The following is a 6,084-nucleotide window of genomic DNA, read 5'->3' on the forward strand; positions in this document are numbered from 1 at the left end:
CGCTCTGCGTCCGCTCTTGATTGCGCCGTACGGCCTCCGCCGATTTCCCTCCAGCGCACCTCGCCGCTATCATCGCCGCATCTTGTGAGGGACTTATCCGATGCTCAATGGCCTGTGGCTTGGTTTTTTTGTCGTGGCGACGATTTCCGCGCTGGTGCAGTGGCTGGTGGGGGGCAACGCCGGAATTTTTGCGGCGATGGTCGAAAGTATCTTCGCGATGGCCAAGCTGTCGGTCGAGGTAATGGTGCTGCTGTTCGGCACACTGACGCTGTGGCTGGGCTTTTTGCGCATCGCCGAAAAGGCGGGCATCGTCGACTGGCTGGCCAAGGTTCTCGGCCCGCTGTTTCTGCGCCTGATGCCGGAAGTGCCGCCCGGCCACCCGGCACTGGGGCTGATTACCCTCAACTTCGCCGCCAATGCGCTGGGTCTCGACAACGCCGCCACGCCGATTGGCCTGAAAGCCATGCGCTCGTTACAGGAACTCAACCCGAGCAAGACCGCCGCCAGTAATGCGCAGATCCTTTTTCTGGTGCTCAACGCTTCCTCGCTGACACTGCTGCCGGTAACGATCTTCATGTACCGCGCCCAGCAGGGTGCTCCCGACCCCACCCTGGTATTTCTGCCGATTCTGCTGGCCACCAGCGTCTCGACCATCGTCGGCCTGTTGTCGGTGGCGTTCATGCAGCGCCTGCGGCTTTGGGACCCGGTGGTGCTCGCTTACCTGATCCCCGGCGCCCTGCTGCTGGGTACTTTCATGGCCTTTCTCGGCACACTGTCGGCAGCTGCGCTGGCGGGACTGTCGTCCATTCTGGGTAACCTCACGCTGTTCGGCCTGATCATGATGTTTCTGATCATCGGCACGTTACGCAAGGTGCTTGTCTACGAGGCCTTCGTCGAAGGTGCGAAGGAAGGCTTCGACGTCGCCAAGAGCCTGCTGCCTTATCTGGTCGCCATGCTCTGCGCAGTGGGCGTACTGCGCGCATCCGGCGCGCTGGACTTTGGCCTGGAAGGCATTCGCCATGTGGTGCAGTGGCTGGGGCTGGATACACGCTTCGTCGATGCGTTGCCGACCGCGATGGTCAAACCCTTCTCCGGTAGCGCCGCCCGTGCCCTGTTGATCGAAACCATGCAGACCCAAGGCGTCGACAGCTTCGCGGCATTGGCCGCCGCAACGATTCAGGGCAGCACCGAAACCACGTTCTACGTGCTCGCGGTGTACTTCGGCGCCGTGGGCATTCAGCGCGCTCGCCATGCGGTGGGCTGCGCGCTGCTGGCCGAGTTTGCCGGTGTGGTGGCTGCGATCTTCGTTTGCTACTGGTTCTTCGGCGCAACCGCTTCCTGACGGCTCACTGCGCCGGAGCCTGCGGTGCAGATTCAGCAGGTGCCGACTCGGCAGGTACTGCCTCCTGCTTTTCCTGCTTCGCCTGATCGGCGGGTGCAGACTCAGGTGTGGCTTCCTCAGCCGAGTCACCGCCCGGCTTGAGTTTGATTATCCGGCCTGTAGGTCGTTTCACGGCCGGTTGATCGTTGTCGGTGACCACAAAGCGCAGCACGCCGATCATCTGGCCGTCCTCGGTCAGCACCCTCACCTGCCAGCGCCCTGTCACGTCCTCCGGGAAGTTCTGTTTGCGTGTCCAGGCGCGATAGCCTTCCTTGCGTCCGCCGTGAATGTCCAGCGCGATGCGGTCCATCTCTTCGCCTTCATGCCACCACACATGGTAGATACGCTCATCCAGACCGCGCGGCGCATTGATGGCGGTGTACGCATACAGGCCGCCGTTGCGCAGCTGTTTGGCGCTGATCAGCGAAATACTGTCGCCTGGTGTGCGGTTCTTGTTATCGAAGTCCGGGCTGACCGCCACTTCGGTCAACCAGAGCGTCGCAGGCGGCACCCAGGAGCGCAGCAACCAGCCCGCCGCGCCGATGGCCAGGATGATGCTGATCACGGCCAGTGCGCTGCGCCAGGTGTTGAGCGGGAAGTTCGACATCAGGCTGGGTGCCGACAGCAGCATCGCCACGCCCAGCGCCAGTTTGTAACTCTCGGCGGTGGTCAGGTGCAGGATGATCGGCAGCGCGGTCAGCAGTGCCGCGAACAGTGTCAGAGTGTGCAACGTCATGAACAGCCAGCGTCTGGGCGCCAGCCACTTATAGTAGAGAGGGTCGATGATCGAGATCAGCCCGGCGGCGCCAAGCACCGCAGTGAATACCGCCTGACCACTGTTCCAGGTGGTGGTGATGAAAAAGAACGGCAACACGAAAAACAGGCTTTCCTGATGGATCATCTGCGTGCCGTAGCGCAGCAAACCCTGCGGAATCTCGCGGCCCAGCGCCTTGTTGAGCAGCCCGACCATGGTGTTTTCGACCATCAGCCACAGCCAGCTGATCAGCATCACCACGGCGATCCAGGTGGCCAGCCCTGCCTGGCGGTCAACCAGGATAAAACTGGCGATACCTGAAACGAAACCAAACGCCGCAATGAGCCCCGGATAGCGCTGCATCAAGTTGAGCACGGGCGTCACATAGCGGTTCACGTCAAACATTCGGGGGTTCACTCGGTTCTGTTCATACAAAAAACCGCGCAGCGTAACAAGCGCGGCGCGCAGCCAACACCACCAATGCAGTTCGGCGTCAGCATTCTATTTATTGCGTACACGCCAGCGCCACATGGCCAACAAGGCTATCAGGCCCAGCACCCCGCCAATCAGCCAATACAGGCCGTCATAACTGAACAGAGGCTTTTCAATTCGCATGTAGCCCGGCCGGGCGAGCAGCTGGCGCATGGCCTGACTGGCTGTCTCCAGTTTCACCGCCTTGATGCGTTTGGCCGGGTCCTCAAAGCGCCCGTTTTCGTAATCATTGAGCGCGCTCCAATAATAGTCGGCCAGCGCACTATTGCCCTGTGTAGCCCACGATTGCCGGTCGATGGCGAGCTGTTGCAACCGCGCAAATGTAGCGGGCTGCATGCCTTCTTTTTGCAGGCGCTCGACCAAACTGCGGATGTCCCGCTCGGCTTCATCGGCATCGTCACGTTCGACATCGGCATTCAGGCTCAAAAACCCGACATCGCCGAACACTTCCCGCTCGGCAGAAGGACCGTACGACAAGCTGTGTTTCAGACGCAGCTCAGTGTAGAGCGTCCAGTCAAGGTAGGCTTTGACCAGCTCCCAGGTTTCGTCGTGCTGGTCGTCAAGTTGTGGCTCGGGGTAGATCAGGTGCAGCTTGGCACTCTCGCCCAGCCCGCCGCGCTCAAGCTCGCGTCGCGGCTCGGCTGAACCCGTGCTTTGCGCCAGCGGCGGGTGATCGATCGGGTCGGTGGGCGCCAGTTTGCCGTAAGTGCGCTCCAGATAGGCCGGCAACAGCTTGTCCAGATCGCCAACCACGATCAGCGTCATGTTATTGGGCGCGTACCAGTTGGCGAAGACGTCTTCGATATGGCCCAGCTTGATACCATCCACTTCAGGACGCTCGGCGCATTTGAGGCCCAGCTCCACCGCCAGTTGACTGCTGGCGCTGCGCCCCGAGTCACGCCGGTCAAGCAGGCGCTGCAAGTGTGAAAAGTGCCCGCCGTCTTCTCGTTCTACGACTCGTTTGACGCCGTCCAGTCGTGCCTGGCTGAGCTCGGTTCTGGTCATGATCTCCAGCAGCAGGTCGAGCACCTTACGCTGGTTGCGCGCAGGCGCTTCGATCACGAAGGTGGTATCGGCGTTGCTGGTGAAGGCGTTCCACTCGCCGCCCAGTGCCTGCATGCGCTCTTCCAGGCCGCCTTCACCGCTGTCATCAACCCCGCTGAACAGAAGATGTTCCAGCAAATGCGGCAGCTCCTTGTCCTGACAGGGGAAGTCATCGAACCCGATACCTACCACCAGCCGGATGGCGACGTGACCCTTTTCGGAACCGGGCTTGAGAAGGACTTGCAAACCATTGGGCAGCAGGTAGCCCTCGACCTGAAGGCGGTCAAGGGCAAACGAAGGGAGTGAACCGAGGAGCAGACAAGCGAACAGCAGGCAACGCATAAAACAGCTTTCCTGGCGGGCCGGTATGTTTAACAGACTTCACCTCGGCCCTTACGTTCATAGTGATCGTTCGGGCTCGCTCTCGCTCGACAAGGCCCCGGTGTCGACCGTTTCCAGTACCACATAAGCGCTGCTGCAAAACAGTGAGTTCAGGCGTTTCATGTCGGCAATCAGTTCCAGATGCAGCGAACTGGTCTCGATACTCTGCACAACCTTCTGCCGCAGGCGGCTGACGTGAGCATGCGCCAGACGGCGTTCCTGGGCTCGAAAACGGCGTTTTTCACGCAGTAATTGACGCGCGCTTTCCTCGTCACCGCTGAGGAACACCGAGAGCCCCAGACGCAGGTTCGACTGCAACTGGATCTGCAGATCGGCGAGTTCTTCCAGGCCGACTTCCGAGAATGAGCGGCGGTGCGAGGTCTTCTGCTGCTGGATCTTGCGCAGCATGCGTTCGATCAGGCCACTGGCCAGTTCCAGATTGATGGTCAGCTCGATGATCTCGGCCCAGCGCCGGTTATCGTGCTCGCCGAGGTCCTCACGCGGCATCTGCGCCAGGTATAGCTTGATCGCGCTGTAGAGCGCTTCCACGTCATCGTTGAGGCGGCGCACTTCCTGAGTGACCGCCGTCTGCGTGCCGCGCAGCACCGCCAGCATCGAGCCCAGCATGCTCTCGATCAAATCGCCCATGCGCAGGGTTTCTCGCACTGCGTTGGCCAGTGCCAGGCTGGGCGTCGACAGTGCGGTCAGGTCCAGATGGCGAGGTTTGGCCAGGCCACCGACCTCGTTCTGCTGCGGCAGCAAGGCCGCGCACAACCGCGCCATCGGTAGGCAGCATGATCAGGCAGCGCAACGTGTTGTAGATCAGGTGAAAGCCAATCACCAACTCCTGCGGACGAAAGCCCAGCGTGTCGATCCAGGCAACCAGCGGGTCGAGCACCGGAAAGATCAGCAACAGGCCGAACAGCTTGTACAACAGACTGCCCAGCGCCACCTGCCGACCGGCGACGTTCTGCATGCTGGTACTGAGAAAGGCCAGCAGGCCGCTGCCGATGTTGGCCCCGATCACCAGGCCGATCGCCACCGGCAAGCCAATGACTTCCGTGCCCGCCAAGGTGGCCGTCAGCAGAACTGCCGCGAGGCTGGAATAGGAGATCAGCGCAAACATGGCACCGACCAGCGCATCCAGCAGAAGGTCGCCGGTCAACGAGGCAAACAGCAGGGTGATCGGTGCAGCCGCTGCGACGATCAATTGCAGCGCCAGCACGATCAGGCCCAGGCCGATACCGACCCGTCCCAGTTGACCGGCACGGGTCTGCTTGCGCGACAGGAAAAACACTACGCCAAGGAAGATCAGCAACGGCGACAGCCATGACAGATCGAAGGTCAGCACGCGAGACATCAGGGCGGTGCCGACATCGGCGCCAAGCATGATCACCAGCGCAGGCGTCAGCGTCATCAGCCCCTGGCCGACAAACGACGTCACCAGCATGGCGGTGGCGTTGCTGCTCTGCACCATGGCTGTCACCAGAATGCCGGCGATGAACGCCAGTGGTCGCTTGGACATGTTCTGGCTGAGTAAACGACGAAGTTGTGCACCGTAAACACGAAGGATGCCAGTGCGCACGATATGCGTGCCCCAGATCAGCAGGGCGACGGCAGATAGCAAATCGAGCAGGGTCAGCATGCTGAAAGCCCCCTGAGGTTTGCCCGTTCAGGCGATGAATTGAAAGATGTGCATGTAGCGAGCGGGGAAAGGGTGTAACGCTCTACTAAGCTTTTAGTCGGCTATTAGCCTTGGCACCAGCATCGCACAGGGCGAGATTCATTGAAATAAAAGTGTCATAAATCCGCACCGCAAATGCAAGACCGGACGCGGGAGCGTCGCACGATGGCTGAAGAGCTTCGGCACGACAGTTGGGATTATCGTTCCGCACGCTCCAGCGTGGGAATGCCTTTCGTGACGCTCTGCGTCACAAGTCTGCGCCGCACCGCAAACGCAAGACCGGACGCGGAGCGTCGCACGATGGCTGAAGAACTTCGGCACGACAGTTGGGATTATCGTTCCGCACGC

Annotated in this window: 4 protein-coding genes and 1 pseudogene; 2 read left to right on the forward strand and 3 right to left on the reverse strand. The window is 60.8% G+C overall.

Going from position 1 to position 6,084, the window contains the following annotated elements; genetic code table 11:
• Positions 1-100 precede the first annotated feature (100 nt).
• A complete protein-coding gene (locus ALO64_RS02260; RefSeq protein ID WP_005743905.1) occupies positions 101-1,342 on the forward strand; it encodes a nucleoside recognition domain-containing protein in 1,242 nt (413 codons plus the stop codon).
• A 4-nt stretch (positions 1,343-1,346) separates the two neighbouring features.
• On the opposite strand, the gene ALO64_RS02265 is transcribed toward ALO64_RS02260, so the two are convergent.
• The 3 genes and pseudogenes from ALO64_RS02265 to ALO64_RS02275 all read right to left on the reverse strand — a co-directional run bounded on the left by ALO64_RS02265 (position 1,347) and on the right by ALO64_RS02275 (position 5,697).
• Positions 1,347-2,540, reverse strand: coding sequence for a DUF5924 family protein (locus ALO64_RS02265; RefSeq protein WP_044343512.1), 1,194 nt, complete (start codon positions 2,538-2,540; stop codon positions 1,347-1,349).
• A gap of 96 nt (positions 2,541-2,636) precedes the next feature.
• Entirely contained in the window at positions 2,637-4,013 is a 1,377-nt protein-coding gene (locus tag ALO64_RS02270; RefSeq protein ID WP_044343511.1) for a M16 family metallopeptidase, read from the reverse strand.
• Between the two features lie 57 nt (positions 4,014-4,070).
• Positions 4,071-5,697, reverse strand: a pseudogene (locus ALO64_RS02275) (Na/Pi cotransporter family protein).
• A 204-nt stretch (positions 5,698-5,901) separates the two neighbouring features.
• Here ALO64_RS02275 and ALO64_RS25830 point away from each other — a divergent pair.
• Positions 5,902-6,084: hypothetical protein (locus tag ALO64_RS25830; RefSeq protein WP_217996256.1), on the forward strand; the 183-nt coding region annotated here is incomplete at its 3' end.

Source organism: Pseudomonas meliae (genome assembly GCF_001400515.1).
GTDB classification, from domain to species: domain Bacteria; phylum Pseudomonadota; class Gammaproteobacteria; order Pseudomonadales; family Pseudomonadaceae; genus Aquipseudomonas; species Aquipseudomonas amygdali.